This is a genomic window from Kribbella capetownensis (assembly GCF_004331485.1).
In the GTDB taxonomy this organism is placed as follows: Bacteria; Actinomycetota; Actinomycetes; order Propionibacteriales; family Kribbellaceae; genus Kribbella; species Kribbella capetownensis.
This window is the reverse complement of sequence record NZ_SJKD01000002.1, coordinates 823,555-848,062: the sequence shown is the minus strand read 5'-3', so window position 1 is coordinate 848,062 and position 24,508 is coordinate 823,555. Positions and strand designations below refer to the sequence as shown.

The 24,508-nt window shown below is 68.5% G+C and carries 26 protein-coding genes; 11 read left to right on the top strand and 15 right to left on the bottom strand.

What is annotated here, in order from left to right:
• Positions 1-106 precede the first annotated feature (106 nt).
• Positions 107-997 (top strand): TIGR01777 family oxidoreductase, encoded by an 891-nt coding sequence (locus tag E0H75_RS14360; protein ID WP_131513983.1) that lies wholly within the window; start codon positions 107-109, stop codon positions 995-997.
• A gap of 32 nt (positions 998-1,029) precedes the next feature.
• Here the strand turns inward: E0H75_RS14360 and E0H75_RS14355 are convergent, their stop codons facing one another.
• The gene (locus E0H75_RS14355; protein ID WP_165553727.1) at positions 1,030-2,709 is read right to left on the bottom strand and encodes a protein kinase domain-containing protein; all 1,680 of its coding nucleotides are present in this window, start codon (positions 2,707-2,709) and stop codon (positions 1,030-1,032) included.
• 143 nt (positions 2,710-2,852) lie between these two features.
• Between E0H75_RS14355 and lipB the strand changes: the two genes are divergently transcribed.
• On the top strand, positions 2,853-3,569 hold the full coding sequence (gene lipB / locus E0H75_RS14350) for a lipoyl(octanoyl) transferase LipB (protein WP_131513981.1): 717 nt from the start codon (positions 2,853-2,855) through the stop codon (positions 3,567-3,569).
• Positions 3,570-3,594: 25 nt separating this feature from the next.
• Here the strand turns inward: lipB and E0H75_RS14345 are convergent, their stop codons facing one another.
• Positions 3,595-4,896, bottom strand: a complete 1,302-nt coding sequence (locus tag E0H75_RS14345; RefSeq protein ID WP_131513980.1) for a sulfatase-like hydrolase/transferase — start codon at positions 4,894-4,896, stop codon at positions 3,595-3,597.
• A 117-nt stretch (positions 4,897-5,013) separates the two neighbouring features.
• Here E0H75_RS14345 and E0H75_RS14340 point away from each other — a divergent pair, with 117 nt between their 5' ends.
• The gene (locus E0H75_RS14340; RefSeq protein WP_131513979.1) at positions 5,014-6,699 is read left to right on the top strand and encodes a hypothetical protein; all 1,686 of its coding nucleotides are present in this window, start codon (positions 5,014-5,016) and stop codon (positions 6,697-6,699) included.
• Positions 6,700-6,829: 130 nt separating this feature from the next.
• On the opposite strand, the gene E0H75_RS14335 is transcribed toward E0H75_RS14340, so the two are convergent.
• The 7 genes from E0H75_RS14335 to E0H75_RS14305 form a co-directional block, all read right to left on the bottom strand.
• Positions 6,830-7,795: a LysR family transcriptional regulator gene (locus E0H75_RS14335; protein WP_131513978.1), complete on the bottom strand. Its 966-nt coding sequence runs from the start codon at positions 7,793-7,795 to the stop codon at positions 6,830-6,832.
• A 147-nt stretch (positions 7,796-7,942) separates the two neighbouring features.
• A complete protein-coding gene (locus tag E0H75_RS14330; protein WP_131513977.1) occupies positions 7,943-9,115 on the bottom strand; it encodes an ABC transporter permease in 1,173 nt (390 codons plus the stop codon).
• Positions 9,112-9,993, bottom strand: a complete 882-nt coding sequence (locus E0H75_RS14325; RefSeq protein WP_131513976.1) for an ABC transporter ATP-binding protein — start codon at positions 9,991-9,993, stop codon at positions 9,112-9,114. Before E0H75_RS14325 ends, E0H75_RS14330 begins: the two co-directional genes overlap by 4 nt.
• A gap of 127 nt (positions 9,994-10,120) precedes the next feature.
• Positions 10,121-10,480, bottom strand: a complete 360-nt coding sequence (locus E0H75_RS14320) for a sigma-70 family RNA polymerase sigma factor family protein (RefSeq protein ID WP_165553725.1) — start codon at positions 10,478-10,480, stop codon at positions 10,121-10,123.
• Positions 10,480-11,361, bottom strand: coding sequence for an RNA polymerase sigma-70 factor (locus E0H75_RS14315; RefSeq protein ID WP_131513974.1), 882 nt, complete (start codon positions 11,359-11,361; stop codon positions 10,480-10,482). Before E0H75_RS14315 ends, E0H75_RS14320 begins: the two co-directional genes overlap by 1 nt.
• On the bottom strand, positions 11,358-11,600 hold the full coding sequence (locus tag E0H75_RS14310) for a hypothetical protein (protein ID WP_131513973.1): 243 nt from the start codon (positions 11,598-11,600) through the stop codon (positions 11,358-11,360). Before E0H75_RS14310 ends, E0H75_RS14315 begins: the two co-directional genes overlap by 4 nt.
• Complete coding sequence (locus E0H75_RS14305) at positions 11,597-12,334, bottom strand: SDR family oxidoreductase (protein WP_131513972.1); 738 nt, start codon at positions 12,332-12,334, stop codon at positions 11,597-11,599. The genes E0H75_RS14310 and E0H75_RS14305 overlap by 4 nt, the downstream gene beginning before the upstream one ends.
• A 147-nt stretch (positions 12,335-12,481) precedes the next feature.
• On the opposite strand from E0H75_RS14305, the gene E0H75_RS14300 reads away from it, so the two are divergent.
• Positions 12,482-13,678 (top strand): low temperature requirement protein A, encoded by a 1,197-nt coding sequence (locus tag E0H75_RS14300; RefSeq protein WP_238163006.1) that lies wholly within the window; start codon positions 12,482-12,484, stop codon positions 13,676-13,678.
• Here E0H75_RS14300 and E0H75_RS14295 read toward each other — a convergent pair.
• Positions 13,633-14,316 carry a response regulator gene (locus E0H75_RS14295; RefSeq protein WP_131513971.1) on the bottom strand — a complete coding sequence of 228 codons (684 nt, stop codon included), beginning with the start codon at positions 14,314-14,316 and terminating at the stop codon, positions 13,633-13,635. The two genes, E0H75_RS14300 and E0H75_RS14295, sit on opposite strands and share 46 nt — an antisense overlap.
• Entirely contained in the window at positions 14,313-15,680 is a 1,368-nt protein-coding gene (locus E0H75_RS14290) for a sensor histidine kinase (RefSeq protein WP_131513970.1), read from the bottom strand. The genes E0H75_RS14295 and E0H75_RS14290 overlap by 4 nt, the downstream gene beginning before the upstream one ends.
• A 56-nt stretch (positions 15,681-15,736) precedes the next feature.
• Here E0H75_RS14290 and lipA point away from each other — a divergent pair, with 56 nt between their 5' ends.
• The 3 genes from lipA to E0H75_RS14275 all read left to right on the top strand — a co-directional run bounded on the left by lipA (position 15,737) and on the right by E0H75_RS14275 (position 18,853).
• A complete protein-coding gene (lipA, locus tag E0H75_RS14285) occupies positions 15,737-16,693 on the top strand; it encodes a lipoyl synthase (RefSeq protein ID WP_131513969.1) in 957 nt (318 codons plus the stop codon).
• An 18-nt stretch (positions 16,694-16,711) separates the two neighbouring features.
• On the top strand, positions 16,712-17,410 hold the full coding sequence (locus E0H75_RS14280) for a DUF4191 domain-containing protein (RefSeq protein ID WP_131513968.1): 699 nt from the start codon (positions 16,712-16,714) through the stop codon (positions 17,408-17,410).
• A gap of 165 nt (positions 17,411-17,575) precedes the next feature.
• Positions 17,576-18,853, top strand: coding sequence for an SAM-dependent methyltransferase (locus E0H75_RS14275; protein WP_131513967.1), 1,278 nt, complete (start codon positions 17,576-17,578; stop codon positions 18,851-18,853).
• On the opposite strand, the gene E0H75_RS14270 is transcribed toward E0H75_RS14275, so the two are convergent.
• Positions 18,854-19,315 (bottom strand): RDD family protein, encoded by a 462-nt coding sequence (locus tag E0H75_RS14270; RefSeq protein WP_131513966.1) that lies wholly within the window; start codon positions 19,313-19,315, stop codon positions 18,854-18,856.
• Positions 19,316-19,505: 190 nt separating this feature from the next.
• Here E0H75_RS14270 and glnA point away from each other — a divergent pair, with 190 nt between their 5' ends.
• Positions 19,506-20,930 (top strand): type I glutamate--ammonia ligase, encoded by a 1,425-nt coding sequence (gene glnA / locus E0H75_RS14265; protein WP_131350677.1) that lies wholly within the window; start codon positions 19,506-19,508, stop codon positions 20,928-20,930.
• A gap of 33 nt (positions 20,931-20,963) precedes the next feature.
• Here the strand turns inward: glnA and E0H75_RS14260 are convergent, their stop codons facing one another.
• The gene (locus E0H75_RS14260) at positions 20,964-21,326 is read right to left on the bottom strand and encodes a tyrosine-type recombinase/integrase (protein WP_238163005.1); all 363 of its coding nucleotides are present in this window, start codon (positions 21,324-21,326) and stop codon (positions 20,964-20,966) included.
• A 107-nt stretch (positions 21,327-21,433) separates the two neighbouring features.
• On the opposite strand from E0H75_RS14260, the gene E0H75_RS14255 reads away from it, so the two are divergent.
• Together E0H75_RS14255 and E0H75_RS14250 are read left to right on the top strand one after the other, a co-directional pair.
• Complete coding sequence (locus E0H75_RS14255; RefSeq protein WP_131513964.1) at positions 21,434-21,901, top strand: hypothetical protein; 468 nt, start codon at positions 21,434-21,436, stop codon at positions 21,899-21,901.
• A 353-nt stretch (positions 21,902-22,254) separates the two neighbouring features.
• Positions 22,255-22,707, top strand: coding sequence for a hypothetical protein (locus E0H75_RS14250; protein ID WP_131513963.1), 453 nt, complete (start codon positions 22,255-22,257; stop codon positions 22,705-22,707).
• 26 nt (positions 22,708-22,733) lie between these two features.
• On the opposite strand, the gene E0H75_RS14245 is transcribed toward E0H75_RS14250, so the two are convergent.
• Positions 22,734-22,940 carry a hypothetical protein gene (locus E0H75_RS14245; protein WP_131513962.1) on the bottom strand — a complete coding sequence of 69 codons (207 nt, stop codon included), beginning with the start codon at positions 22,938-22,940 and terminating at the stop codon, positions 22,734-22,736.
• 103 nt (positions 22,941-23,043) lie between these two features.
• Entirely contained in the window at positions 23,044-23,223 is a 180-nt protein-coding gene (locus E0H75_RS14240) for a hypothetical protein (RefSeq protein ID WP_131513961.1), read from the bottom strand.
• An 81-nt stretch (positions 23,224-23,304) separates the two neighbouring features.
• Between E0H75_RS14240 and E0H75_RS14235 the strand changes: the two genes are divergently transcribed.
• On the top strand, positions 23,305-24,483 hold the full coding sequence (locus E0H75_RS14235) for a helix-turn-helix domain-containing protein (protein ID WP_238163004.1): 1,179 nt from the start codon (positions 23,305-23,307) through the stop codon (positions 24,481-24,483).
• Positions 24,484-24,508: the final 25 nt, after the last annotated feature.

Genomic DNA, 24,508 nt, shown 5'->3' with positions numbered 1-24,508 from the left:
CCCCGAGGCGAGCACCGGCGCCTTTTCCGTTCACGCCCGTTTGGGCGTGGGCACCGCTGTCAGCACACTGCCGGACACGGCCGACCCCGACGAAGGAGCACGCTGGATGAAGTACGTCCTGGCCGGCGCATCCGGCTTCCTCGGCAGCGCACTCGCGCGCGACCTGGTCGCCGACGGCCACCAGGTCCACCGCCTGGTACGGCGTACGCCGGCCAAGCCGGACGAGATCCGGTGGGATCCGGCGCGCGGCGACCTGGACCCGGCCGCACTCGGCGAACCGGATGTCCTGGTGAACCTTGCCGGGGCGAACATCGGCCGACCGTGGACTCCGACGTACCGCAGGATCCTTCGCGAAAGTCGGGTCAGTACGACCGCCACCTTGGCCGCGGTCGCCGCCCAGCTTGAGCGCCGGCCGGTGCTCATCAGCCAGAGCGGTGTGGGCGGCTATGGCCTGGACTGCGGAGACCGCATTCTCACCGAGGATTCCGACCTGGGCGAAGGGTTCCTGTCCGACGTCGTCCGCCTCTGGGAAGGCGCGCTCGAACCCGCTCGCGAGGCCGGCAGCCGCGTCGCATCCCTGCGTACGGGCGTGGTCCTCGATCACAGGGCTCCTGCCTTTCAATTGATCTCGCTTCCTTTCCGCGTCGGTCTGGGTGGACGGCTGGGACCGGGCACGCAGTACTTCCCGGTGGTTTCCCTGACCGACTGGCTCCGAGCGGTCCGGCATGTCGCCGAGACCGACTCGATCAGCGGGCCTGTCAACGTCACGTTGCCTATTCCTGTGACGAACCTGGAGTTCACCGAGGCACTGGCGACCGCGCTGCACCGGCCTGCGTTCTTCCCGATTCCCGGGTTCCTGATGAAGGCCGTCCTCGGTGAATTCGTTTGGGAGCTTCTGGGCAGCAAACGCGCGATCCCGACGCGCCTGCAGTCCACCAACTTCACGTTCCACCACCCCACCGTCACTGCTGCACTGTCGGCCGCTCTCAGCGACTGACGCACGGCTCCCAATGGGGCGCGCCTTGGCTGTCAGACGTTGGTGATGGTGGCTATTCGCCACGCAGGCGTACTGGGGTTCGCGGTGAGGGTGATGAGCCTGGTCGTGGGCGTGGCCGGCGGCAGCGGGGTGCTGGTGCCGTGACGGTCCACGAAGCTGCCGGCGATCAGGTGGTCGACGGTCCGGAGCGTGACGCTCGTCGTTGTGCGGCGCTCCACGGTGGTCGAGTCGATGTGGATGCGGAGTCCCCGGACCCGGAGTTGTTGCTTGCTGTAGGCCACGATGAGGGCGCGGTCGGAGGTCCACGGTTTGCTCCCTGGTACGTAGATCTTGTCGAGAATGCTCGGCTCCAGAGCCCAGAAAGCCTGTGCTCGTTGGGCATCCAGAGCCTGCAGAGTCCGCGCCCAGTCCGTTGTCTCAGCCGGCCGAGGTGAGTGCGACGCCGTCGAAGGCGCCGCGGTCGGGGTCTGCGAAGCCACTGAAGTTGAGCTGTGCGTTGGTGCTGGCGTTGAGGTCTGCGTCGGTGCTTGGGTCGGAGTCTGCTGGGGTGGCCTTGCGGATGGCTCGGTAGCCGCTGTCGGGGTGGGTTGGTTGTCGAGTGCGCCGACTGTGAGTAGGCCGAGGACGAGTACGACCGCCGCGCCGAGTCCTGCTGCGGCCAGTACGCCGTACCCGGGGTGGGGGAACCTGCGCCGCCAGAACGTGTGTTTCCGGCGCCAGACGCGACGGCGTGGTCGGCGACGCCCCGGCTGAGGCAGGCCCGGAGAGTTCGTGGCTGGTGTCGAGGACGGTGGAGTAGGCGGCGCGGGCGCGGGTTGCCTGGGCGTTAGGCGGTCGAGGGGGTTGGTGGGTGCGGCGGCGGTGCGGCGGCTGAGTCTTGGGCGCCGAGACGTGGGGCGGCGAGAGGGTTTGGGGAGGCGTGGAACGGGCTTGGGTGAGGTGAGCTGAGGCCCGGTTGCTTGCACGGGATCGGTTGCTGACTCATCGGGTGGGGATGGGGTGAGTGGGCCTCGGGAGCGGTGGACGGGGTCATCGTCGTCGGTGGGTGGATTGGTGGTGTCCGGTCCGCTCTCCTGCTCGGGGAAGGCAAGGTCGATGGGGGCAGGGTCATCGAGGGCCAGGAGGTCGCGGGTCCCGCCGGTGGTGAACAGCGTTGGTGGGAAGAGGGACGGGCCGCCGCCGGACTGATGGGCAAGGTGGGTCAGAGCGGTGAGGTCGTCGGTGGGCGTTGGGGAGCTGGCCGCGGGGTTGAGGTAGGGATGGATGACGGGGTCGGTGAGGACTGGGCGGCCAGCGGAGTCGAACATGACGTTCGGTGCGGTGACTCGGCCATGGGTGAGGCCGGAGCGATGGAGGTGGTCGAGAGCCTCCGCCAGCGGGCTGAGGAGCGTGACCAGTTCGCCCGTGGACAGGGCGCCGCGGCGGCCGAGCAGGCTGGTGAGGGTGCCTGCCGCGATGTACTGGGTGAACAGGAGCCACTCGGATTCGGTCTCGCGGAGCTCCAGGAGACGCGCGAGATGGGGATGATTGACGCGTTGCAGGATGAAGAGTTGTTCACGAAGCTCCTCCAGGTCTGAGATCGCACTGACGGGGACACGTTTGAGCACGGCGTTGCGGCCGGAGGCCAGGTCGCGGACCTGCCAGACGCTGCCGGCCGATCCGGACCCGAGCTTCCGGCGCAGGCTGTAACCGGCGATGTCGTCGAGGTCCATGCCCAAGAGAGTGCACGAATCGCGACCAGGCCCCCGGAAGTTATCCACAGCACACCCCGGCGGCCGCCGTACGACGGCTTGATCGGGGGCGGCCTGTGGACGGCGGCGAACGGCGGGCATCGGGGACGCATACACTCGAAGACGTGAGGGCTATCAAGTATGTGGAGGCCGGGTTCGGCGCCGACGCGGTGGACTACGAGACCGCGTGGGCCGAGCAGCGACGCCTGCATTCGGAAGTTGCCGAGGGCACCGGATCGGACACGGTCATCCTGCTCGAGCACCCACCGGTGTACACCGCGGGCAAGCGGACCGAGCCGCAGGAGCGGCCGCTGGACGGGACGCCGGTGGTCGACGTGGACCGCGGCGGGAAGATCACCTGGCACGGTCCCGGGCAGCTGGTGGGCTACCCGATCGTGAAGCTGGCCTCACATGTCTACGTGGTGGACTATGTCCGCCGGCTGGAGGAGGCGCTGATCGCGGTCTGCGCCGAGCTCGGGGTGAAGACCGGACGGGTCAAGGGTCGCAGTGGGGTCTGGGTGGCGGCCGACGACCGCGGCCGGGAGCGGAAGATCGCCGCGATCGGGATCCGGGTCGCACAGGGCGTGACCATGCACGGGTTCGCCTTGAACTGCGACAACGACCTGACCTGGTTCGACCGGATCGTGCCGTGCGGGATCTCGGACGCCGACGTCACCACCCTGTCGAAGGAGCTCGGCCGTGACGTCACGGTCACCGAGGTGGTCGAGCCGATCCGACGGCACCTGGACCGGATGCTCGCGTGGGAAGAGTACGAGCGCTCACCGGACATCAACCACATCGAGGAACCGCCCACGGCCATCACGTACGGCCTGAGCGTCTGACGTCACTGCCTGCACTGACGACCGTTCAGTTGGCCCGGTCTGCCTGCTCGGCTTGCGCGCGGTCGTTGGTCTGATCGGGGTCGAGGATCGCTCTGAGAGCGGCATCGAGTCTGGCGACCATGTCGGATCGATGGGCGGCCAGGTCGTCCAGTTCCAACGGATCGGCGTCGAGGTCGAACAGCTGGGGCGGGTCGGTCGGTCCGTAGTAGCAGTACTTCCAGGGACCGGACTTCAGCATGTAGCCCGCGTTGATCATGCCCTGGGCGTGGTACTCGGAGAGGATCGGACGGTCGGTCGGGACGGGACCCAGCAGATTGGTGCCCGGCAGGGCCGGGTCGGGAGCCAGACCGGCGATCGCCCGGAGCGTCGGAAGTACGTCGATCAGGCTCACCGGGGCCTTGGTCCCGGCTGGATCCAGTGCGGGGTGGCGAAGCAGGAACGGAATGTGGACGGCGGGTTCGTAGAAGCACTGCTTCTGCCAGATCCCGTGGTGACCGGCCATCTCCCCGTGATCGCTGATGTAGATGACGACCGTGTCGTCGGGGATCGCCGCCAGCAGCCGGCCGATCTGGTGGTCCAGATGGCTGATCAATGCCCAGTAGCAAGCGGTCGCCTCGCGTGCCTGTTCCTCTGTGATCGGCTCATCGTTGCGGAAGCCGTGGCGCAACAGCGAGATCACCGGATGCTGGTCTTCGGACGGAGCGGGCGGAAGCTCGACATCGGCCGGGTCGTAGAGGTCGCGGAACTCGGGCGGTGCGACCAGCGGGAAATGTGGATGCATGTAGCCGACATAGAGCAGGTACGGCTCCTCGCCGGGATCGCGGAGGAAGTCGAGCGCTGCATCGGTGGCATCTACGTCGTGGCGGGTGTGGACGTGCTCACCAGCGCCGTACTCGGTGACGTGTGAATTGGTGGGTCGCCGCCACTCCGCCGTACGACGAGGTGGACGGCCGCTGTGATCGATCCAGAAGTCGAGATCGTCGGTCAAGCGGCGGTCGAAGCCCAGCAGGCGATCGGGGCCGTTGAAGTGCGTGCGGCCCGCGATGACCGTCTGGTAGTCGCGCAGATGATGGCCCCACGAGCGGAAATCCGGACCGGGGATGACACCGTTGTCCCAAGCCCCGATCTGGTGCACGTACTGACCCGTCATCAGCGACAACCGCGACGGAACGCACATCGGGCTGTTCGTGTAGGCGCGGTCGAACGAGACGCTCTGCGCCGCCATCTGGTCGAGATGCGGCGTCTGTATCCGCGGGTGACCGGCCCAACCCGCTGCGGAACCGGTGTGCTCGTCGGACAGGATCACCACGATGTTCGGTCGCTCCACAGGTGCTCAGCCTAGGTCACGCGAAGTGGGCGCTGCCTTCTGCCGCAAGCGTTTGCCCTTCTGTACGTGCCGAAGTGTCTGCAGGGTGTGACGGCAAAACGTCGCTACCTTGGAGGTGTGTCCAAGTTTCTCGGTTTCTTGCTCGGAGTGGCCGTTGCGCTCGCCGGCCCGGCTGTGTTCGGAGTTCTCGCGGCGCCCGGCGGCATCGAGCTGAATGCGAAGGAGATGGCGCTTGCCTACGGCATTGGCGCGCTCATCTTCTGGACCGTCGTGTCGTACTTCTCCGGCGCGGGCGCGCTCGGCGCGTTCCTCGCGTTCGGCACGCTGATCTACTGCTGGCTGTGGATCCCGAACCGGACGACGAACTTCCTGAACGACGTCCCCGGGGTCACCAACGGGATGATCGACGGCTCGAAGCAGTACACGCTGAACGGCGTCGTACCGATCCTGGCGGTGATCTCGCTCGTCTACGGGATCCAGCTGATCGTGCAGGGTGCGCAGCGCCGGAAGCGGGAGCGCGCGGAGGCCGAGCGGCTGCAGCAGGAGCAGGAGGCCGTGCAGGCGCAGCAGGAGGCGGACGCGGCCGCGTTGTATCCGGTTGCCGGGAGCACCTATCCGGGGCAGTACGCCGGGACGTACGAGAGCCGGAGCCGGTTCGACGACCTGTTCGACGAGGACCCGGAGCCGGTGCGGCCGCGGAGTCAGGCGGATGAGCAGACGGCGCAGTTCCCGGCCGCTGGTCCGGCGGAGAACACGGCGCAGTTCCGCGGCAGGGACAACGATGCCGAGGGCAACGAACCTGGTGACGACACGGTGCTCGTGCCGACCGATCGAGACGAGACCACGCAGGTACCTGCCGCGGAACCCCAGCAGGAGAAGCAGTCTGAGTCCGCACCGGTAGCGGAGCCATCGCAGCCGCCGATGGCCGAGGACGAGCAGGTGACGCAGGTCGCGACGAGCGCTAGCGCGCCGGCGGCCGGCGCGGCTGAGCAGGAGACACAGCAGGTCCCGGTGCAGGAAGCCGAGCAGGCTACACAGCAGGCGCCCGCGTCTGAGCAGCGGGAGACGCAGCAGGTGCCCGTGTCTGAGGTGCATGAGCCCGAGGCACCTGCCAGCAAGCCTGAGCAGGCGGCGCCGGTGGACGAGGCTGAGCCGGAGACGCAGCAGGTGCCGGTGCAGACGGGGCAGCAGGCGGAGACCGAGGAGCGTCCGGAAGAGGCGAAGCCGGCAGGACCGCAGACACCGAGCGGACCGACGGCCGGAGCACAAGCTCCCAGAGCGGCCGGAGCGGCCGGAGCGGCGGCGGCCGGAGCGGCTTGGGCGGCGGCTGGGCAGTCGGGGGCGGCTGAGCCGTCGGTGAAGGGGGAAGGACAGGCGAGCGCGCCTGAGGCAGGCGGCGACGAGCCGAAGCCCGCCGAGCCGAAGGCGGCGGGGCCGCAGGCGTCGGGTGGGCAGACGAGTGCGCCTCAGGCGGGCGGCGACGAGCGGAAGCTGGCGGGGCCGCAGGCGGCGAGTGGGCAGGCGGCCGCGCCTGAGGCACCGGGTGGGGTGCCTGAGGGTAAGGGTGAGCGCGCGGGGACGCCGCCGGTGCCTGAGGTCGGGGAGCGGGTGGGGACGCCGCCGGTGCCTGAGGTTGGGGAGCGGCTGGGGACGGCGCCGGTGCCGGGGGTTCGGGAGCAGGTGGGGTCTCAGTATCGGGAGCGGATGGACGATCCGGAGGACACTGGGGAGTTCTTCATCAGTGCATTCGAGAATCCGCCGGTGGTCGATGGCCCCGGGCAGATCCGGGCGGCTGGGGCCTAGCTCCCCCCGTCCGGCCGTGGGTGTGTGGACAGGATCTGGGGACCGCGGACACGGTATGACGTGTTGACCGTGCCCAGAACGTGTTCAGAGTCTCTGGAAGGTGTTCACGGCCGGCGACACCGGCTGGGAGCTACGCGACGTGCATGCGTTGGTGTTGGTCTCGGCGGGCGTGTTCGGTGAAGGCTTGTTCGTAGGCTGCGGCGGCCATTTCGTGGACGTCCGGGGCCATCTGGGCGCGCGGGGATTCCGTGCTCCAGGCCAGTAGCAGGCGGCGGTGGATGGGGTCGCCGGTGAGGGTGCGGGTGGTGACGTCGGTGGAGAGCATCCGGTACGACGTCGGTGAGACCAGCGCGACGCCCTGACCGCTGGTGACGAAGCCCATCAGTACCGAGGTGTCGACCGAGTGGTGCTCGACCTTCGGGTGGAACCCGGCCTCCTCGCACGCCGCCCGGAACAACACGTGGAAACCGCTGTCGTCCGGCGGCTCCCCGATCCACTCCTCGTCGCGCAACGCTGCCAGGTCGATCTCACCGCGGTGTCGCGACGCCACCGCCAACGGGTGGTCGGCGGACATCACGACGTACGCCGATTCCGATTCGACCACTGTGGTCGACTCGACGCCGCTGGGCAGCCGCAGCTCGAAGCCGGGGAACTCGCGCAGCAGCGCGAAGTCGAGCCGTCCGCTCTCCAGCTGCTGCAGCAGCACGCTGGTGGACCACTCGACCTCGATGCTCACCTGCTCGATCTCGCCGTGGTCTCGCAGCCGGGAGGCGATGCCGGACATGGGCGCGGTCGGAAATCCGCCCAGCCGTACGGCGCTGGACTCGACCGCCGTCATCGCGGAGACGGTGGCGGACAAGTGGTCGACGTCGACCAGGATGGCGCGGGCGCGATCTACGGCGTACCGGCCGAGGGCGGTGGGGGTGACGCCGGTGCGGGAGCGCTCGAACAGCTCACCGCCGAAGGCGGCCTCGATGCGTTTCAGCTGCGCGGTCAGGCTCGGCTGGCTGACCTTCAGCCAGCGGGCGGCCCGCCCGACGGACCCCGCTTCTGCCACCAGGACCACCACCCGCAGGTGGCGCAGCTCAACGTTCATGCGTTGAGACCGTAGTCCAGGTCAACGCACAGCTCACAGTTTCCGAGTGTTGCGGTTTCGTCTCAGCCGGGACCAACCGTGTAACGCCGGCCCCGGCTGTAACGATGAGTTTTGGTCCGCGGCAGGGGCCACGGCCCAAGACTCGTGTCAGGTCGCCTTGATAGCCAGTGCCTCTCGGTAGCCGAGCCGGCGGCCGGTTTGGAGCAGCGTGCGCTCGTAGAGGCGGGCGCCCAGGCGGACGATCAGGACGGTCCCGGCGAGCAGGATCACGATCGCCAGCAGCGGCTGCCACAGCGGTACGTCCTCGGTCAGCATCCGGCCCGGCATCGCCATCGACGACGCGATCGGGATGAACGACGCCACGGTCTTGGCCGACGATCCGGCGAACACCGAGAAGAAGAACGGGATCATCAGGATCATCTGCCCGGGCAGCGTGGTCGACCCGAGGTCCTCCTGCCGGGTCGCCAGTGATCCCGCGACCGCCCACAACCCGGCCAGCGCGACGAACCCGAGCACGAAGAAGACCACGAACCAGCCGGCCACCGGCGCGACCACCTCGAGGATGTCGGCCTGGTCGGTGGCCAGCAGCCCGATCAGGGACGCGGCCGCGATCACCACGATCTGCGACAACGCCAGCACGGTGTTGCCGAGCACCTTGCCCCACAGCAGCGACCGGATCGGTACCGCGGCGGCCAGGATCTCGACGACCCGGCTCTCCTTCTCCTGGACGACGCTCTGCGCGATCATCATGCCGAAGCCGAGGGCGGTCATGTAGAACACCAGCGCCAGGCCGATGTTGACGAAGTCGGAGACGATGTCCGGCAACGGACCCGGCTTGAGCAGCTCCAGCTGCACGTTCGTACCGGCGCGCAGCTCGGTCGGCGTCAGGCCCGCTCCGGCCGCGTTCTTCTCCATCCCGACGGCCGACGCAGCTTCACGCAGCGCGCCCTCCAGCCCGGAGTCGACCCGGTCCTTGCCGAGGACGATGTACCCATCGGCGTCCGGCAGCAGCGCCACCTTCGCGTCGCCGTCGGTCACGAGCTGCTCGGCGGCCGGACGATCCGCGGCCCGGACCACCTCGAAGCCGTCACCGCCCTTGGTGGTGGACGCCTGCTGCACGACCTTCGCGCCGGCGTCGTCGACCACCGCGATCTTGTCCGCGCCGCCGCGGCCGGCGAGCACCGCCGGCAGGATCACGGCGACCATCACGATGAACAGCATCACCACGGTCGAGCCGATGAAGGTCTTGTCCCGCAGCTTGGTGGTGATCTCGCGCTCGGCGATCAGCATCCACGGACGGTCCAGAGATCGGTCGTTCATCGGGTCGCCTCCCGGAAGATGTCGCTCAACGCCACCCGTTCCGGCCCGAACTCGAGCACCGGCCCGCGAGTGATCGCCTGCTGAAGAATCTGTTGTCCTACCCCGTCGGTCTCGACGTCGAACAGCGCCGTACCGCCGGCCACGTCGCGGACCTGGATGCCCGGGATGTCGCGCAGCCAGCCCGCGTCACCGTCAACCACGAGCCGGTACGTCGTACCCGCGCCGGCGGCCAAATCCGCCACCGGACCGGCCGCGACGACCTTGCCCCTGGACAGGACGATGAGGTCGTCGCACAGCCGCTCGACCAGATCGAGCTGATGGCTCGAGAACAGCACCGGCACCTCCGGCGTCACCTCCTCGCGGAGCAGGTCCACCATCGTGTCGACCGCCAGCGGGTCGAGACCGCTGAACGGCTCGTCCAGAACCAGCGCGATCGGCTCGTGCACCAGCGCGGCCGCGATCTGCACCCGCTGCTGGTTGCCCAGCGACAGCGTCTCGAGTGCGTCGGTGGCCCGCTCAGCCAGCCCGAGTCGTTCGAGCAGCTTGTCGGTGCGCTCCTCCGCACGATCCGCGGACATACCGTGCAGCCGGCCGAAGAACACCAGTTGGTCGCGGATCTTCATCTTCGGGTACAGCCCGCGCTCCTCCGGCATGTAGCCGAAGTCCCGCCGTACCTCCTGGGTCAGCGGCGCGTCGTTCCACCGCACCTCGCCGGCGGTCGCCGCCAGCACCCCGAGGATGATCCGCATCGCCGTCGTCTTCCCGGCTCCGTTCGCCCCGACGAATCCGGTCATCCGTCCCGGGACGACGTCGAATGTCACGTCGTCCAGCGCGAGCTGATCCCCGAACCGCCGAGTGAGCCCAGCCACCCTCAGCATCCGTCACCGCTTCCCATCACGTCGGCCCCTGACCGGGCGCACGCCGGTCGCTCCCACGGCGGGAGCGGTTCCAACGCTAGTCAGGACGGGCGTGCGGGCACGTCGGCCTCCAGGGTGATCGGCGGTGTCATCCGCGGGACGGATCAGCCGCCAGCCAGTGGGCCAGTTTGTCCGGATTCAGTACGACCCAGATCCGGGTGATGACCGGCCCGGACACCTCGAGCGAGGCGACGGCCTCGACCCGGCCGCTGCGGCGCAGGACGATGCCGGGACGGCCGTTGATCTCCTCGATCGACAAGACGGCGGCCGACATCAGCGTGACGACGATCCGCGCGGCCTCGATCGCGCCGCGGATCGGGCGCAGGGGCGCGAGGACCCGGCCGCCGCCGTCGCTGACCAGGACGACGTCCGCGGCCAGCACCTCCCGCACGGCCTCCTGGTCCTCCGCCGCACAGGCCGCCGCGAAGCGTCGTACGACGGACTCCATCACCCCACGCGTCCGAGCTTGGCCGGATTCATCACCCACATGAGCTGCTCGATGCCGTCGCTGGTGGCGACCATGGTCAGCACCGTGAAGACCTTGCCGTCCTGCCGCAGCAGCGCGGCAGGCTGCCCGTTGACGGTCGACAGCTCCACCTCGACCCCGACCCAGAAGCGGTCCTTGAACGACCGGAAGTACTTCGCCACCGTCTGGGCACCGTGCACCGGGAGCTTGGAAGCACTCCGGATCCCGCCGCCGTCGGAGACGCTGGTCACGTCCGGGGCGAACAGCTCCTCGAGCTCGGCGAGGTCACCCGACCTCGCCGCGGTCACGAAGGCGCTGAGGAGCTTGCGCTGCTCGGCACTGTCCACCGGAGTACGACGTTCGCCGGTGACGTGCTTGCGGGCCCGGCTGACGAGTTGGCGGACCGCCGGTTCGTTGAGCTGCAGGATCTCGGCGATCTGCGGATACGGGTAGTCGAAAGCCTCCCGCAGTACGTACGCCGCCCGCTCGTTCGGCGACAGGCGCTCCAGCAGCAGCAGTACGGCGAACTCCAGCGCGTCAGCGCGCTCGGCACCGAGGTACGGATCCGCGCTGGTGTCGACCGGCTCCGGCAACCACGGCCCGACGTACGTCTCCCGGCGTACCCGGGCCGACTGGGCCGCGTTGATCGCCAGCCGAGTGGTCGCGGTCGCCAGGTACGCCGCCGGGTTGGTGACCGTACTGCGGTCGGCCGCCTGCCACCGCAGCCACACGTCCTGGACCAGGTCCTCGGCCTCGGTGGCGCTCCCCAGCATCCGGTAGGCGATCCCGAACAGCCGTGGGCGAACGCCCTCGAACACCTCCAGGGCCGATTCGAGGTCGTCCGCCACCGTCACTCCTCTCATTGCCCCCGCACCGTGTCGTCGAGTCCGGTGGGGGCCTCGCCCGGATCCGTCCGGTCGGTTTCGAGCGCCTTGATCGCGCCCAGCAGACTGGTGTACTCAGTCTGCTCGACCTCAACCTCTTCCGGGTCCACCAGCCACTCGCTCGGCGGGGTGTCGGCCGCAGGGGCACCCGCCTCGACCATGGCCAGGTCGGCGTCGACCTCTCTCTCCAGACCTTCCAGGAAGTCGCCAGAGCTCATCGGTGCGCCTCCGCCCACTCCGGGTAGTGGAACTGCCCCAGCGTCACGTCATCGATCGGGACCAGGCTGTCCTCGAGCAGTTCGCTGCCGAAGTACGTCGCGTGGTCGTCGGTCACGACCTCGCGGTCGGGCAGGGCCTTCCGGAAGAAGTCGTCCATCCGGTACCGGTCCGGCCCGGCGATGTCCCGGCGGCCGTTCAGCGGCTCGCCGACCGCGGTCCGGGCGACCTGGTCCGCGACGTCGTCACCGGCAATCGGCTGGTAGCTCACCGGCGCCATGTGGATCTTGCCGGCGTCGTCGGTGGCGGTGTCCGCGATCGCGTTGGTGAACTCGAAGAACTGCGTCGCGTGCACCAGCGAGAACGGGATGCCGCCCTTCTTGATCAGCTGCTCCTGCGCGATCTTGGCCCGGAAGTAGCCGTTGGTGGGGAGCCGCTCGGTGCCGACGATGGACACCGCGACGTGGTGCCCGACGCCGGCCTCGGCCTCGGCCTCGAGCAGGTTGGAGGTGGACGTTTCGAAGAACGTCAGCACGGCGGTGTCCTCGAACGACGGTGAGTTCGACACGTCGATCACCACGGCGGCGCCGGCCAGTACTTCGGCCAGTCCCTCGCCGGTCAGCGTGTTCACTCCGGTGTTCGGTGAGGCCGCAATCGCCTCGTGACCGTCCGCCTCGAATCGCCGGACCAGTTTCGAGCCGATCAGTCCGGTACCGCCGATCACCACGATCTTCATGGTTCGCCTCTCGGGCTCCTGGTGCGCTGGTCGCACTCCTGTCGCCAGCTAAGACAGGGCACACACCGCGGTTGTGACAGCGCGGGCGGTCACAGTTCGGGAGACTGTCCTGTCTCAGTTGGTGACCGGACCGACAAGGAGCCGACCTTGCCCGCAGAACGCACTCCGCTCAGAGCCCGGATGACGGCCCGCGCCGTCGACGAGCCACACCGCACCGCCAGTCCGCTGGAGCTGCTGTTCGACCTGACCCTGGTGGTCGCGGTCGCCGCGGCCACCGCAGAACTGGCGCACAGCATCGAGAGCGGTCATCTCGCCGACGGGGTGGTGCCGTTCCTCGAGGTGTTCTTCGCGATCTGGTGGGCGTGGATGAACTTCACCTGGTTCGCCTCCTCGTACGCCACCGACGACGTCGCCTACCGGCTGCTGACGATGGTGCAGATGGGCGGTGTCCTGGTCATCGCGGCCGGCATCCCGGAGGCGGCGAAGCACTCGGACTTCCGCTGGGTGGCGCTCGGGTACGTGGTCATGCGGCTCGCACTGGTGGCCCAGTGGCTGCGCGCGGCCGCCGAGGACCCGACCCGTCGGCGTACGGCGCTCCGCTACGCGATCGGGATCGCGGTGGCGCAGGTGGGGTGGCTGCTGAGTCTGGTGCTGACCGGTGGTCCCAACCCGCCGGTGTTCCTGGTGCTGGTCGTACTCGAGCTGTCCGTGCCGCGCTGGGCCGAGCGCACCTACCCGACCAACTGGCATCCGCACCACATCGCCGAGCGGTACGGCCTGTTCACGCTGATCCTGCTCGGCGAGAGCGTGCTGGCAGCGACCAGAGGCGTGCAGAATGCGCTGGCCGCGGGCGAGTTCAGCGGCTCACTCCTGGTCGTCGCAGGGGCCGGTCTGGTGCTGCTCTTCGCACTCTGGTGGTTCTACTTCCAGCACCCGGCCGGAGAGTGCCTCAGCCAGCGGCGCAACCAGTCGTACCGCTGGGGCTATGGCCACTACGGCGTCTTCGCGTCGCTGGCCGCGCTGGGCGCCGGACTGGAGGTGGCCGTCCAGACGGGTCACGAGATGGAGGTCTCCCCCGTGACGGTCGGCTACTCGGTCTCGGTGCCTGCTGCCGCGTTCATCGTGCTGCTCTGGGCCGTGCACAAGCCGATCGAGGTGGACCGGGTGATCCATCCCGCGCTGATCCTCTGCGCTGCCGCCGTCCTCGCGGTCGTCCCGCTAACGGCGGAGCAGATCGGCGTACCGGCCGTTGTCGTGGTGACCGCCGCCGTCTGCTCTCTGGTCGCTGTGGTCGCCGGTCAGCCGGTCGGGTCGTCGCCAGGGGTGACCAAGCCGCACTCGTAGGCGAAGACGACAGCCTGGACGCGGTCGCGCAGCCCCAGCTTGAGCAGCACGCGGGAGACGTGCGTCTTGACCGTGGCCTCACCGACGTACAGCTGGTTGGCGATCTCGGTGTTGGTCAGGCCGCGGGCGATCAGGCCGAGCACCTCACGCTCGCGCTCGGTCAGGTCCTCCAGCAGGTCGGGGCGGTAGACCCGCTCGCCGCCACCGGTGAACCGCTTGATGACGCGCCTGGTCACCTCGGGCGCGAGCAGCGCATGACCGGAGTGCACGACCTGGATCGCGTCGACCAAGTCCTCGGGCGCCGAGTTCTTGAGCAGGAATCCGCTGGCCCCGGCCCCGAGCGACTCGAACAGGTAGTCGTCCCGGTCGAACGTGGTCAGGATGACGACCTTGCCCGCGTCCGCCGCGACGATCTGCTGGGTCGCGGTGATCCCGTCCATGCCCGGCATCTGGACATCCATCAGTACGACGTCCGGCCGCAGGACCAGCGCGAGCTCGATCGCCTTCTCCCCGTCGGAGGCCTCGCCGACGACCTCGATCTCCGGCTCGACCGACAGGATCATCCGGAACCCGGCGCGAACCAGGTCCTGGTCGTCCACCAGCAGGACGCGCATCGGCTCGGTCACCGTGTCGGTCATGCCTGGTCTCCTCCTTGCAGCGGGCGGTTCTGCGGGTCGAGCGGGATCCGGACCCGGACCCGGAAGCCACCGACCGGGCGCGGCCCGATCTCGGACTCGCCGCCGAGCAGACCGACCCTCTCACGGATCCCGACATGGCCGAGCCGGCTGCCGACCGGCGCGTGCTTGGGCCGGCCGTCGTCGATCACCTCGAGCTCGACCGAGTCACCAAGATAACGCAGCGTGATGTGGGCACTCCGCGCCGTCGAGTGCCGCCGTACGTTGGTCAGCGCTTCCTGGGCGATCCGGTAGACCGACACCGAGACCGTCTCGGGCAGCTGAACCGGCTGGCCGATCTGGTGGAAGCCGACCGACAGGCCCTCGCCGTTCACGTCCGCGATCAGCGCCGGGAGCCGGTCGGCGCCTGCCTGCGGCGCCTTGGCGACCGGCGCCTCCAGGTCGACGTCCGGGTCGGCGGCACGGAGCATGCCGAGGAGCTGGCGCATCTCGTTGACCGCCGTACGGCTGGAGTTCTCGATCACGCTCAGCGCGTTCTTGGCCGCGTCGGGGTCGGAGTCCATCACCCGCCGGGCGCCGCCGGCCTGGACGCCGATGCTGCTGATGTGGTGCGCGACGACGTCGTGCAGCTCGCGGGAGATCCGCAGCCGCTCGTCGATCACCGCGCGGCGGGCGTTCGCCTCCTGCTGAGCGGCGAGCTCGGTGGCCTGCTGCTCGAGTTCATGGCGCTGCCGGGCGGTGCCCCACGCGGTCCGGCCCCAGAAGTAGGCGCCGAAGAAGTAGAGGATGTTCAGCGCGACGGTGAGGATGACGCTGGAGACGTACGGCGAGAGCAGCGCGTGGTTCGGGCCCTCGATCTCGTTGTTGCGCAGGGCTCTGACGAAGTTGATCGTCAACCAGCCGAACATCCCGAGGAAGACGACCGCGACCGCCGCCTTCATCAGCCGCCGGTCCCGGGACCAGGCGACGGCCGCGTAGATGGCCATGAACAGCGACGCCTGGGTGGTGAGGTTGCTGGCGAAGGCGAAGCTCGCCCGCTCCCCCGTGACCACGAACAGCGCCGCGACCGCCAGCAGCACGGGAATCGGGAACCGGCGCCGGAAGCACAGCGGCAGGGAGACCGCCGCGCTCAGCACGTACGCCTCGACTCCGCCGATCCCGAGGTCCACGTGGGTCGACGAGGCGCCCCGTGCCAGCTCGGTGCCGATCACCGCGGCGGCCGCCATCCCGAGGCCCAGCAGTACGTCGAAACGCCGCTGCGCCGCGGTCGGCCCGGGCCGCACCCAGCCCCGGACAGTCGTCCCGGTGCCGGGCGGTGTCCCAGGCTCCGCATCCGCGGGCGCCGTACCCAGTTCAAGCGTGGCCATAGCTCATCAGCCTACGGGTGGATGGCTCCTGACCTGGGCCGCGTACCCTTGGAGTCGTGACGATCGCCCCAGAAGGACGGAAGCTACTCAGGCTCGAGGTGCGCAACGCGGAGACCCCGATCGAGCGCAAACCCGAGTGGATCAAGACCAGGGCCAAGATGGGCCCGGAGTACCAGGCACTGCAGAAGCTGGTGAAGTCCGAGCAGCTGCACACCGTGTGCCAGGAGGCCGGCTGCCCGAACATCTTCGAGTGCTGGGAAGATCGCGAGGCCACGTTCCTCATCGGCGGTGACCAATGCACCCGCCGCTGCGACTTCTGCCAGATCGACACCGGCAAGCCGGAGGCGCTGGACCGCGACGAGCCGCGCCGGGTCGCCGAGTCGGTCCGGACCATGGGCCTGCGCTACGCCACCGTGACCGGCGTCGCCCGCGACGACCTGGACGACGGCGGCGCCTGGCTGTACGCCGAGACGATCCGCCAGATCCACGAGCTGAACCCGGGCACCGGCGTCGAGATGCTCGCGCCCGACTTCAACGCCGTCCCCGAGCAACTGGCCGAGGTGTTCTCGTCACGGCCCGAGGTCTTCGCGCACAACGTCGAGACGGTGCCGCGGATCTTCCGCCGGATCCGGCCGGGCTTCCGCTACGAGCGCTCGCTGGACGTCATCACCCAGGCCCGCGACTACGGCCTGGTGACCAAGTCGAACCTGATCCTCGGCATGGGCGAGACCCGGGACGAGGTCAGCCAGGCGCTGCGCGACCTGCACGCCGCCGGCTGCGAGATCATCACCATCACCCAGTACCTGCGCCCCTCGGTGCGGCACCACCCGGTCGAGCGGTGGGTCCGGCCCGAGGAGTTCGTGGAGCTGCAGGCCGAGGCCGAGGAGATCGGTTTCGCCGGAGTCATGTCCGGGCCACTCGTGCGTTCGTCGTACCGGGCCGGTCGGCTGTACCGTCAGGCTGTGGAGTCGCGGATGAACGCCGCGACCCGGAACGCAGCACAGACCGCTTAAAACAGGGATCCGGGAGAGATGGCCAAGAACGACGCGCCCGAAGAGAAGAAGACCGGTCGGCTCAAGCAGATCGCCTCGGCGTACAAGATGACCAAGAAGTCCGATCCGACGATCGGACTGGTGCTCGCCGGGATCTTCCTGGGCGTCGTCGCCGTCTTCGTGGTGGTCGGGCTGCTGGTCGGGCCGCTGATGATCTGGATCCCGCTCGGTGTCGCGCTCGGCTTCCTCGCCGCCACGATCATCTTCGGCCGCAGGGTCGAGAAGGCGGCGTACAGCCAGATCGAGGGCCAGGCCGGTGCGGCCGCGTCCGCGCTGCAGACCCTGCGCCGCGGCTGGACCGTGACGCCCGCCGTCGCGGTCACCAAGAACGCCGACATCGTGCACCGGGTCGTCGGCCGGCCCGGCATCGTGCTGGTCGGCGAGGGGCAGGCGAGCCGGGTGAAGAACCTCCTCGCCGCCGAGGGCAAGAAGCACAACCGGGTGGCCGGTGGCGCGCCGGTGATCCAGATCGTGGCCGGGCAGGGCGAGGACGAGATCGACATCCGCAAGCTCACCAAGCACGTGATGAAGCTGCCCCAGGCGCTGCAGCCGTCCGAGATCACCGACCTGCTGCAGCGGCTGAAGGCGCTGGACGCCGTCCGCCCGCAGGTGCCGATGCCGAAGGGTCCGGTGCCGACCAGCCTCAAGGGCGCCAGGCAGGCCATGAAGGGCCGCTGACTCGGCGCCGGGGGGCGACGAGCGAGATGCCGGGGTAACCCGGCGGCCGCTCATCAGTTGATCTGTCCGTGACGTGGCACGGGTGTGCCTTCGTGTCGCGTCGTGGGGCGGAGGTTGGGCCTTAAGGTGCGACCAGGACGGATCGAGGACACGAGGTTGACGATCATGACGGATCTCCTGCCGGTTGTGCATCAGCCGGTGGCCGAGACGTGGCCGACGCTGGCCCGCCCTCGGTCGAACCCGGTACGCCGGGCCGGCGCGCTGGCCGCGCTCCGTCTGATCGCCAGGGACCTGCCGGCCACGATCCACCTCGAGAACAGGTCCTACGGCCTGGGCGGACCGGCGATGCGCGTGCACCGCAGCGCAGCGTTCCTGGACCGGTTGGGTCACGACGCCGGGTCCGGATTCGGTGAGGCCTATCTGGCCGGCGACTGGGATCCCGAGCCGGGCACGGATCTGTCCGACCTGCTGGTCCCGTTCGCCGAGCGGTTCAGCAACGAGGAGACCCGGCACCTGCTGCCGAAATGGGCACAGTCGCTGCGCTGGCTGGTGACTCGGTCCCTGCCTGGCGACCAGGAGAACGACCGGGCCGGCGCCCGCGAGAACGTGAGCCGCCACTACGACCTCAGCAACGCGATGTTCTCCGAGTTCCTCGACCCCACCCTGACCTACTCGGCGGCGTACTTCGGCCCCGCCGCCGCAGCGGACCTGGCCACAGCGTCGTACGACGAACTCACGCAGGCGCAGCTGAACAAGCTCGACGCGATCCTCGACGCGGCCGGAGTGGTGTCCGGATCACGAGTGCTCGACATCGGGTGCGGCTGGGCCAGCCTGGCGATCCGCGCCGCGCAGCGCGGTGCCTGGGTCACCGCGATCACCATCGCTTCGCAGCAGGCGTTGATGGCCCAGCGCCGGATCGCGGACGCCGGCGTGGGCGATCGGGTGCAGGTGGCGTTGCGTGACTACCGCGACCAGATCGGCGAGTTCGACGCCGTCCTGAGCGTGGAGATGATCGAGGCGGTCGGCGAGAAGTACTGGCCGGTCTACTTCGACGCGATCGAGCGGCGGCTCGCGCCCGGCGGGGTCGCCGTCGTCCAGGCGATCGTGATGCCGCACGAGCGGATGCTGGCCACCCGGAACACGTTCACCTGGGTGCAGAAGTACATCTTCCCCGGCGGCCTGATCCCCTCGATCAAGGTGATCGACGACGTCACCACGCGGCACACCGGCCTGCGTCTCGAAGTGCTCCGGCACCTCGGCGCCGACTACGCGCGCACCCTGCGGATCTGGCGGAACCGCTTCATCGAGCGCTGGCCGGCCATCGCCGACCTTGGCTTCGACGACACCTTCCGCCGGATGTGGGAGTTCTACCTCGCGTACTCCGAGGCCGGCTTCCGCACCGGCTACCTGGACGACGTCCAGCTCCGCCTCACCCGGCTCTGACTACCGCAGTACGACGGCGGTGTTCGCGGCGCGATCGTGGAGGCCACGGCGGTCGCGATCGTAGACGACCGCGGGGATCAGCAGACAGATCAGGAACGCGCGGATGGCACCCGCGAGGAGGCCCGGTTGCGTCGTGTAACTGGTGGTGCCGCGGATCGGGATCACCCGCATCCCGCACACACGGTGACCGATGGTGCCGCCGGCCAGCCCGGTCAGGATCGCGGTGATGGCGAAGAAAGTGACCAGCTGCGCGGTCCCGAAGTCATTGCCGCCCGCCCAGATGGGCTTCGACGTGACCGCGGACGCGATCAGTCCGGCGATCAGCCAGTCCAGCAGCAGCGCCAGCACCCGGCGGCCCCAGCCCGCGACCGAGCCCGGTCCGGTGGCCGGGAGTCCCAGCCGATTCCCCGGGAACCGGAATTCCTCGGAGGGTCCTGTGCCCGGCTGTGCGGATGATGCCATGATGACTAGCCTACGGAAGCGGTCCGGGCCGGGACACAGCGGACCGGGAGATCTCAGGCCGTCACCGCCGTACACCAGTGGGTCAGCGCGGACACGCTGGGCGTAACATCCGCGAAACATTGGGGTCACGACCGAGTAATCGGCAGGCCCTACGTTCAGATGAATCTCTGAGCCACCCCGAGGAGTACGTATGTTTTCCAGCGCTGAGGAGCTGCTCGCCTACGTCAAGGACGAGGGCGTCGAGATCATCGACGTCCGGTTCTGCGACCTGCCGGGCATCATGCAGCACTTCACCGTCCCGGTGTCGTCGTTCGGTCCCGAGGTCTTCGAAGAGGGCCTGATGTTCGACGGGTCGTCGGTACGCGGGTTCCAGCAGATCCACGAGTCCGACATGAAGCTGCTGCCCGACCCGACCTCCGCCTTCGTCGACGAGTACCGCGGCACCAAGACGCTGGCCATCAACTTCTTCGTGCACGACCCGCTGACCGGCGAGGCGTACAGCCGCGACCCGCGCAACATCGCCCGCAAGGCGCAGGAGTACCTGAAATCGACCGGCATCGCGGACACCGCGTTCTTCGCGCCGGAGGCCGAGTTCTACGTCTTCGACGACGTCCGGTTCGAGACCAAGGCGAACTCCGGCTACTACTCGATCGACTCGGTCGCCGGTGCCTGGAACACCGGCCGGGTCGAGGACGGCGGCAACCGCGGCTACAAGGTCCGCTACAAGGGTGGCTACTTCCCGGTCGCGCCGACCGACCACTTCGGCGACCTGCGCGACGACATCACGCTGGCCCTGGAGCGTTCCGGCCTGCTGGTCGAGCGTGCGCACCACGAGGTCGGTACGGCGGGTCAGGCGGAGATCAACTTCCGCTTCGACGAACTGCTGAAGACTGCGGACAACCTGCAGAAGTTCAAGTACATCGTCAAGAACACCGCCTGGGCGGCCGGCAAGACCGCGACCTTCATGCCGAAGCCGATCTTCGGTGACAACGGCTCCGGCATGCACTGCCACCAGTCGCTGTTCTCCGGCGGCGACGCGCTGTTCTACGACGAGTCCGGGTACGGCGGCCTGTCCGACGTGGCCCGCTGGTACATCGGCGGCCTGCTCAAGCACGCGCCGTCGCTGCTGGCCTTCACGAACCCGACGGTGAACTCGTACCACCGCCTGGTGCCAGGCTTCGAGGCGCCGGTCAACCTGGTCTACTCGCAGCGCAACCGCTCGGCCTGCATCCGGATCCCGATCACCGGGTCGAACCCGAAGGCGAAGCGGATCGAGTTCCGCTGCCCCGACCCGTCGGCGAACCCGTACCTGGCCTTCGCGGCCCAGTTGCTGGCCGGCCTGGACGGCATCCGGAACAAGATCGAGCCGATCGACCCGGTCGACAAGGACCTCTACGAGCTCCCGCCGGAGGAGCACGCGAGCATCCCGCAGGTGCCCACCTCGCTCCCGGCCGTGATCGACGCCCTCGAGGCCGACCACGCCTTCCTGCTCGAAGGCGACGTCTTCACCGAGGACCTGATCGAGACCTGGATCGACCTCAAGCGCGAGCAGGAAATCGCCCCGATCCAGCTCCGCCCACACCCGCACGAGTTCGAGCTCTACTACGACGTCTGATCGGCTGTAGGCCGCTGACCTGCGGAAACGTCGTCATGACCCCTCCGCGTTCCGTGGCTGTTCCGTGAGACCCTCGACCCGTGCCGCCAGCACAGCACCAACGGCGGCACGGGTCGACTCATCTGCGTCCGGCCACAGGTGCCCATAGGTGTCGAGCGTGGTCTTCGCACTCGCGTGCCGTACGCGGGCCTGCACGACCTTCACGTCAGCGCGTGACGCGATCAGCAGAGACGCGAGGTAGTGCCGCAGGTCGTGGAAGCGGAACCCCTCCGGCAGCCCTGGCACCTTCTTCCGCGCCGAGCGCATTGCCCGGTCGATCGACCACGTCGAAGCCTGCCCGCCAGCGCCGTCAGTCACGAGCCAGCCGCTTCCCCACCGTGCGACCGCCGCCGACAATTCGAGTGCCAGTTCCGAGGGGATCGGAACAGACGTCTTGGACGCTTCGGTCTTCAGCGGCTCAGCCGGCCGAACCGTCGTACACGCCGCCGGTCGGGTGCGTTGTCGTGGACGAGGGCGTGTTCACCAACCTGAAGGATCAAGCCGTAGGGCTCGACAACTTCCGTGCCTCGGTGGCCGAACGGCTCGGATGCGATCCAACGTCCAACCCCGCCGTGGTCCGCGCCGCCATTGACGAGGCACTGAGCGAGACCGTCCAGGCCGACGAGGGCACCGCGACGATCGATACCACCGGGTTGGCCGGGTTGCGTGCAGACGCCGAGCGGCACCGCACCGCACGAGAACGGACGTTGGTCGAGGCCGCCATACGAGACGGGCGACTGCGGTCCTTCGAACGGGAACCATGGGTGGCCATGTTGCAGGACACCCCGGCCGCCGCTGCCGTCCTCGCCGGACTGCCGAAGGGCCGAGTCCCCGTCGACGGACCGCGCGGTTACACGGGTGATCTCGGCGCGGTTGGTGAAGGCGGACTAAGCGATGACCTCGATCGGCTGTTCGGCAACGAACGGCGCTGACCCTCGCATGGTCCCTGCGTCAACGTCGCCACGGCGGTTTGTACGTGTCCGCGGAGGATCGAAGGTGGGAGAGACCGGCTTGACCTTCTTGTGTGCTGGTCCATGACCCCACCTGCGCGGGACCGAAGGGCAGGGTGCGCACCAGTTCCCTTACCGCTGGAGCGCACCCGCAGGCCCTCAGAAAATCTCGCACCCGGCCCCAGTCATGCGCCCCCCGACGCCGGTCCGTCTCCGTCCTGAGCAACCTCGACATGGTGGGACCCATGACACAAACCGACAAGCTGACGACATTTGCCGTGAAGTTGCCTAGGGCAAGCAAAGAAGGGTTCGTGGCCCTGGCGAAGCGTCGAAACATGACCCCCAGTGCCGTCGTGCGGCGGATGATCGAAGACGAGCTGAGCGGTAGGGCCGACTGGGAGCGAGGCGACGTCGAGCAGGCCACGGCGGCGTACCTGGAGCTGTACGGCATCGACTCGACGAACCCCAGAGCCGCCGCCGCCCTGAACATGTCCAGACGCATCGACCGGGACCCCACCAGCGGAACACCGAACACCGGACAACTGCGAGCACTGCTGGCCGAACTCATGCCCGTACATCCCGAGGGGGACGCCGACGCACTGCTGTTGCTGAAACTGTCGCTGTCGTTCCGGCGACGCGGGTGGACGCTGTCCGATGGGGTCGGCTCGTTCGACCTCGGGACGCTGGACCGGGCGACGAGATCCGCGCTCGTGGAGGAGATGCGTGGTCGGGCCAAGCCCGGCGGTGTCCCGGACTACGGGCCTGTTCCGCCGGCCGACGTGGGCTGACGTGGCGGCAGGGACGTGCGCGGATGTCAGGGATCGGCACGCACGCCCCTGCGGTCTAGTGGTGGTACTCCAGCTCGACCAGCCCGGCACGCGTAGATCCGACGCGCGATGCCGTACGGCTTCAGGATCGCGTCCAGCTCTCCGACCGTGCTCATGAGCGCCTGGAGGTAGTCCTCGTGCGAGTCGGTGTTGTTGAACACGTAGTGGCCCGTCTTCTGCAGGTCGCCGCGCACGCCTGTTCGGGTCAGATGGGCGTCAGCGTCCCGGCTGAGGTTGTCCCTCGTGAGGGTGAACTCGACGCTGCATTACCAGTCCTTCATTTCGCTCCGCACCGCGTCACTCGTCCAGCCATTCGGCACCGGATGCGTCACGGTGGTAGCCGGAGTGGTGGCCGAGCACGCACGGCCGCGCCGTCACCGGGTTACAGCCGTCGCACGGCTCAGACCGCGAGGTGCTGAGTTCCGGCCAACTGCCGTCGACCTTCCCCGTTGCGCTGGTAGGTGTCTCGGTGTTCATGCTGAAAGCTTGGCCTAGTCCGCTGTCCGGCACGATGATTCCCGCGTATCCCGCTGGTTCGGGATGCAGGGATACAAGGCCATGGGTGACACTGGTGGCGTGTCGTTCGGGAGCCGTCTACGCGAGTACCGGGATCACCGCGGTTGGTCCCTGGCCGACCTCTGCAGAGCCACGAACTACAGCCGGTCCTACCTGAGCAACATCGAGAACGGCCGCAAGGCCCCGACCGACGACCTGGCCCGGCTGTGCGACGAGGCATTGAGAGCGAAGGGTGAGCTGATCGCCGCCGCCCGCGAAGATGTTGCGGCGAAGCTCGACCGCACCCCCTGGCAGACCGCCGAGCTGGTCCAGCGGATGCAGGCCAGCGACACCACCTCCCAGACGCTGGAGACGCTGCAATCCACGATCGAGGAACTGTGCTGCCAGTACAGCTACCGCGACGCCCTTGACCTGCGTCGTGAGGCCCATGAATGGCTCCAACATGTCGGTCGACTGTTGCGGCGTCCGGTCGGCCTGAAGGCCCATCAGGAACTGTTGGTGGCTGGTGGATGGCTTGCCCTGCTGGCCGGGTGCGTGGAGTACGACCTCGGGATGCGGTCGGCGGCTGAGTCCACCCGGACGGCGGCATTGCAACTCGGCCTTGAGGCCGGACACCCTGAGATTGCCGGGTGGGGGCATGAGATGACGGCTTGGTTCGCACTCACCCAAGGCCGGTTCCGGCAGGCAGTCGATGCCGCCCAACGCGGTCAGGCGGTCGCGCAGTCGTCCAGCGTCCACGTCCAACTCATCGCACAGGAAGCCAAGGCCAAGGCCCGTCTCGGTGAAGCCGGCCTGAGCACGTTGCTTGCCTCGGGCAAGGAGATCCTCGACCGGCTGCCGTACCCGGACCGGCCGGAGAATCACTTCAAGGTGGACCCGGCGAAGTGGGACTACTACGCAATGGACGTGCACCGCATGGCCGGTGACGACGACCTAGCCACGCAGTACGCGACGACCGTCATCAGCGACAACACGTCGCCGGACGGCACCGAACTCAGCCCGATGCGGGTCTCAGAGTGCCGGATCACCCTCGGAATCGTGGCGGGCCGGGAAGGCGACCTAGAACAGGCCGTGGAACTCGGCAAAACCGGGCTCAAGCACGGCCGACAGAGCAAGATCCATCTACTGATGATCGCCGGTGAGCTTGACCATGAACTGCGGGACCGCTTCCCCGGCGAGGGCCTTGTGACCGAGTTCGAGGAGACGCTGCACGCCGTCTGACCGGACGGCCGAAGCAAAGCTTCAC